The sequence below is a fragment of the Halomonas sp. 707D4 genome, from assembly GCF_024158685.1.
Classification (GTDB): Bacteria; Pseudomonadota; Gammaproteobacteria; order Pseudomonadales; family Halomonadaceae; genus Vreelandella.
Genome location: NZ_JAMZBD010000196.1, coordinates 1 through 5591, shown reverse-complemented (window position 1 = coordinate 5591; position 5591 = coordinate 1). Strand labels below are relative to the sequence as shown.

The 5591-nt window shown below is 64.4% G+C and carries 3 protein-coding genes and 1 pseudogene; 2 read left to right on the top strand and 2 right to left on the bottom strand.

Features of this window, described 5'->3' with window-relative positions; genetic code table 11:
* Positions 1 to 372 (bottom strand): glycerophosphoryl diester phosphodiesterase membrane domain-containing protein (locus tag BIS11_RS09775; RefSeq protein WP_253585986.1); only part of this gene is annotated, 372 nt, incomplete at its 3' end.
* A gap of 143 nt (positions 373 to 515) precedes the next feature.
* Positions 516 to 3119, bottom strand: a complete 2604-nt coding sequence (gene acnB, locus BIS11_RS09770) for a bifunctional aconitate hydratase 2/2-methylisocitrate dehydratase (RefSeq protein ID WP_253423581.1) — start codon at positions 3117 to 3119, stop codon at positions 516 to 518.
* A 427-nt stretch (positions 3120 to 3546) separates the two neighbouring features.
* Here acnB and BIS11_RS09765 point away from each other — a divergent pair, with 427 nt between their 5' ends.
* Entirely contained in the window at positions 3547 to 4203 is a 657-nt protein-coding gene (locus BIS11_RS09765) for a tRNA-(ms[2]io[6]A)-hydroxylase (protein WP_253423584.1), read from the top strand.
* Positions 4204 to 4232: 29 nt separating this feature from the next.
* Positions 4233 to 5591 (top strand): annotated as a pseudogene (locus BIS11_RS09760) (ATPase); the annotation flags it as partial.

Sequence of the window (5591 nt, the reverse complement as noted above, 5' to 3'; positions counted from 1 at the left end):
CCCCGCCAGCGCCGGCAGGCGTCGGGTGCTTCGCCACAGCGCGGTCAGCGCCAGCCGGTAGTGGTGGTTGCGCTCGGACGCCGCGACCAGCAGCATGCCCGCCTGCTGCCAGTAGATCAGCAGGAAGACGAGCCCGAGCCCCACCAGCAGGGTCAGCATGCCCGTCGGGCTGAACAAAAGCGCCACTAGGGCGTCGGTAGTGATCACGGTGCGATGGAGAGCGGCGAGCAGCGTCTGCGATATCCAGCCCAGGGTGGGCAACAGCAGCGCCGAGGCGAGCAGCGTGTAGAGCAGGTGGAAGGCGATCAAGGGCCTCAGGTGATCCTTCAGGGTACGCACCAGGGCGTAGCCCAACGGTTTCAACGGCTGCATGGCGAAAGCGGTTCCAAATTCGGGTCCAGGGGCGATAAAAAACGCTCCGACCTTGGAAAGGTGCGGAGCGTTCGGTCATCGGCTCAGAGGAAAGACCCTCTGCGATGGTGCGAGCATCGGCGATGGGTCGGTCGACAGGGGGCTTACGCTTCCTGGGCGACCGGAATCACGTTCGAGGCAATCTTTTGATACTCCTCGATTTCGTGGAAGTTCATGTAACGATAGATCTCGCCGGCCAGGGCGTCAAATTCGCCCATGTAGCGCTGGTACTCCTCGACGCTCGGCAGGCGGCCTTCGACGGCGGCAACCGCCGCCAGCTCCGCCGAGGCGAGATACACGTTGGCACCATCGCCCAGGCGGTTCGGGAAGTTACGTGTAGACGTGGACACCACGGTGCTTTTCGCGGCAACGCGTGCCTGGTTACCCATACACAGTGAACATCCCGGCATTTCCATGCGGGCTCCCGCACGGCCGTAGATACCGTAGTAACCCTCTTCGGTGAGCTGGTGCTGGTCCATCTTGGTGGGCGGCGCCAGCCACAGGCGGGTCTTCAGGCTTCCCGCCGGCTGTTTCTCGAGCAGCTTGCCCGCGGCACGGAAGTGACCGATGTTGGTCATGCACGAACCGATGAACACTTCGTCGATCTTCTCGCCGGCGACATCGGACAACAGACGCGCATCGTCCGGGTCGTTCGGTGCGCACAAGACCGGCTCCTTGATCTCGTCGAGGTCGATCTCGATCACTTCGGCGTACTCGGCGTCCTGGTCCGCGCGCATCAGGCTCGGGTTGGCAAGCCACGCTTCCATCCCCTCGATACGACGGCTGATGGTGCGCTCGTCGCCGTAGCCGTTGGCCATCATCCACTTGAGCAGGGTGATGTTGGACTTCAGGTACTCGGTCACGCTCTCCTCGGACAGCGTGATGGTGCAGCCCGCCGCACTTCGCTCGGCGGAGGCGTCGGAGAGCTCGAAGGCCTGCTCGACGGTGAGATCCTCGAGGCCTTCGATCTCGAGCACGCGACCGGAGAAGGCGTTCTTCTTGCCGGACTTGGCCACGGTCAGAAGGCCCTGCTTGATGCCGTAGAGCGGAATCGCGTGGACCAGGTCACGTAGGGTGACGCCGGGCTGGCGCTTGCCCTTGAAGCGCACCAGGATCGATTCCGGCATGTCCAGCGGCATGACGCCGGTAGCCGCGGCGAAGGCCACGAGCCCCGAGCCCGCCGGGAAGGAGATGCCCATCGGGAAGCGGGTGTGCGAATCGCCGCCGGTGCCGACGGTGTCCGGCAGCAACATGCGGTTGAGCCAGCTGTGGATGATGCCGTCACCCGGGCGCAGCGAGACACCGCCGCGGTTCATGATGAAGTCCGGAAGCGTATGGTGGGTATCCACGTCCACGGGCTTGGGGTAGGCGGCCGTGTGGCAGAACGACTGCATGACCAGATCCGCCTGGAAGCCCAGGCACGCCAGGTCCTTGAGCTCGTCGCGGGTCATCGGGCCGGTGGTGTCCTGGGAGCCGACGGTGGTCATCTTCGGTTCGCAGTACATGCCCGGGCGCACGCCGGGCAGGCCGCACGCCTTGCCGACCATCTTCTGGGCCAGGGTGAAGCCCTTGCCGGTATCCTTGGGCTGGTCGGGCAGGCGGAAGACGTCGGAAGGCGCAAGACCCAGTGATTCGCGCGCCTTGCCGGTCAGGCCTCGGCCGATGATCAGCGGAATACGGCCACCGGCACGCACTTCGTCCAGGATCAGCTGGGTCTTGAGCTCGAAGGTGGTCAGCACGTCATCGGTGCCGTGCTTGCAGACCTTGCCCTCATAGGGGTAGATGTCGATGACGTCGCCCATCTCGAGCTTGGAGACGTCCATCTCGACGGGCAGGGCACCGGAGTCTTCCATGGTGTTGAAGAAGATCGGCGCGATCTTGCCGCCGAAGCAGAAGCCGCCGGCGCGCTTGTTGGGAACGAAAGGAATGTCGTCGCCGAAGAACCACAGCACCGAGTTGGTGGCGGACTTGCGCGAGGAGCCGGTGCCCACCACGTCGCCCACGTAGGCGACCGGGTGGCCCTTGGCCTTGATCTCGTCGATCTGGGCGAGCGGGCCGGTGGTGCCGGGCACTTCGGGGTTGATGCCGTCGCGCTCGTTCTTGAGCATGGCGTTGGCGTGCAGCGGGATGTCTGGGCGCGACCAGGCATCCGGCGCCGGTGACAGGTCATCGGTGTTGGTCTCGCCGGGCACCTTGAACACGGTCAGGGTGATCTTCTCGGCAAGCGCTGGCTTGGAGAGGAACCACTCGGCCTCGGCCCAGGACTGGATCACGTCCTTGGCGACGGCATTGCCGTTCTTGGCGCGCTCTTCCACATCGTGGAAGGCGTCGAACATCAAGAGGGTGTGCTTGAGCTGCTCGCCGGCTTCCTTGGCGAGCTCTTCATCGTCGAGAAGCTCGACCATGGAGACGATGTTGTAGCCGCCCTGCATGGTACCCAGAAGCTTCACGGCGTGGATCTTGTCGATCAGCGGCGAGCTGGCCTCGCCCTTGGCGATGGCGGTCAAAAAGCCTGCCTTGACGTAGGCGGCTTCGTCGACGCCGGGCGGCACGCGGTTGGTGATCAGGTCGAGCACGAACTCTTCCTCACCGGCCGGCGGCGCCTTGAGCAGCTCGATCAGGGCCGCGGTCTGCTCCGCATTCAGGGGCTTGGGTGGTACGCCTTCGGCGGCGCGTTCCTCGACATGTTGGCGATAAGCTTCAAGCACGTTGGGCCCTCTCATCTACTTGGGGTGCCGGACACATACCCGCACGGTCGTCGGTACGCGGCCTGGCACGAGACATACGCTTGACAAACAGCGTGTGGTGGATGGCTGGGGATTCTACGGCAAACTGTCGACAATGTTAAGACGACAGCGCGAGCGCGGGTTCGTACGTTGTTCCGACAAAGCGCTACTCAAGATGACAAACGTTCGTTTAGACTGTGACGAGCAAGGTTTAGTGAGCGATGGTCTCGCAAAGGCAAATGACGTTTGCAATGACCCCGCCATAGACCCTTAAATACCTCGTGTGCTCGACGAAAATTCAACGCCGCGTGGCAAGAGCACGCATGTAGCCGAGGCGTTGACAAGCTTGGGAACGACACGCCCTGCATGGGCGTGCCTGCAACGAATAGAGGCGCTTGGTAGCCGTATTATGTCGATAGAGTCACATGTATTGAGTCCTGCAGATCATTCGCTCGGCGCGGACGATCTGTTGCCCGAAAGTCTCCACGCGTTTCTCGCCTGCCCGACGCCGGATGCCTGGCTCGCCTGGGCGCTGGACAACCCGGAAACGCTTCTAATCGATCACGCCCAGTGCGAGAAGAAGGCCGCTTCGACGGCGATGAACCTTCTCTACCGCTACGTCGACCAGCCGGACCTGCTGGCCAAGATGTCGCAACTCGCCCGCGAGGAGCTTTTGCATTTCGAGCAGGTAGTGGGGCTGATGGCGCGCCGCGGCGTCGCCTATACCCACCTGAGCGCCTCGCGCTATGCCGAAGGGCTGCGCGCGCACCTGCGAAGCCAGGACCCGGAGCGGCTGATCGATATCCTGATCGTCGGCGCCTTGATCGAGGCGCGCAGCTGCGAACGCTTCGCCCGCCTGATCCCGTACCTGGACGAGGAGCTCGCCAGGTTCTATCGCACGCTGGTCAAGTCCGAGGGGCGTCACTACGAGGATTATCTGCTGCTTGCCCGGCAGCAGACGTCGCAGGCGATCGATGAGCGCATCGCCTTCTTCGTGGCGCGAGAGGCCGAGCTGATCACCTCCCCCGATACCGCGTTTCGTTTTCATAGCGGTGTGCCGGCCTGAGTCGACCACCGTCTAGCAGGATGAGCCCCATGCGCGATGCCAAGCAGATCGACAAGCTAACCCTCTTTGGGCATTTCTCCCTCACCCAGGGCGATGACGCACTGACCCATTTCAGCTACGACAAGGTCAAGGCCTTGCTGGTCTATCTGCTGTTGCATCGCCAGCCGGTCAATCGCGCCCAGCTGGCCGAACTTCTGTGGCCCGATCAGGGACTCTCCTCCGGGCGTACCAACCTGCGCCACGCCTTGCACTGCCTGCGCCAGTCGCTTGGCGAGCGCGCCGACGCGGTGCTCAACGTATCGCGCCAGACCATCGCCTTTCACCTGCCGGCGCACTGGCAGGTGGACCTTCACGAGCTGCAGACACTGCTCGACGGGCCGCCGGAGCTGGCCACCCTCGAGGCGGTGCTGGGCTGCTACCAGGGCGACCTGGTCGAGGAGTTGCAGCTCACCAACTGCAGCGAGTTCCAGCGCTGGCTGCTCCAGACCCGCAACGAATGGCGCCAGCGCGTGATCCGCTTCGCCGAACAGGTGCTCGACGCCCAGAGCGATATTCCCGACGCGCTGATCGAAGAGCTGGTCAGCCGCTTCTCCGGCTACGGCCCCTTTCATGAGCACCTGGTGCGCCAGCTCGCCGAGAAGAACCAGATGGCCGCTGCTCACGAACAGTACCAGGGCTATCTGCAGCTTCTCGCGCTCTCCGGCCAGCAGCCAGAGCCGAGTTTCCTGCAGCTGGCGAGCTACTGGTCCGACGGACATTTCGACCCCCACGTGGTCAGCCCCCAGGGCGCCTACTCGCGGGCGCTGGCCGCCGACAGCAAGCCGCTGCGTGAAGACGAGATCGAGCTGCGCCAGCTGTCGGTGATGGCCATTCGTCTCGCGCTCAAGGGCGACTGGCAGGAGCGCGGGGCCATGCGCCACTGCCTCAACCTGCAACTGGAGCTTCTGCGCTGGCTCGAGCAGCAGTGTCATCATCTGGGCGGTTTCTGGCTGCCCGGAGCCACTGGCGGGCTGGGGCTTGCCTGTTTCGGCACCCATGGCCCGGCCCACCAGCTCGCCGAGCTGGTGGCTCTCTACGAGCACTGTCGTAAGGCGCTCGCCCAGGAGATCGAGCGGCGCTGGAGCGGCGACCAGGCGCCGCCGAGCTTCGAGCTGACTGCCGGGCTTCACAGCGGACGGGTGGTCTACCTGCCCGAGCGCCAGCTGGCCGACCCGCTCGGCCAGGTCACCCAAGTCTCCCTCGAGTTGATGAGCGCCGCCGAGGGCAGCGAGCTGGTCATTTCCCAGGAGGCGAGCCAGCACATGCCGCCGGCGCTCGACCTGCAGCCCCGGCTCTCGTCGCGGCTCGTCGCCAGCGACGGTCGGGTGCGCCTGCGGGCACTGGTGCTG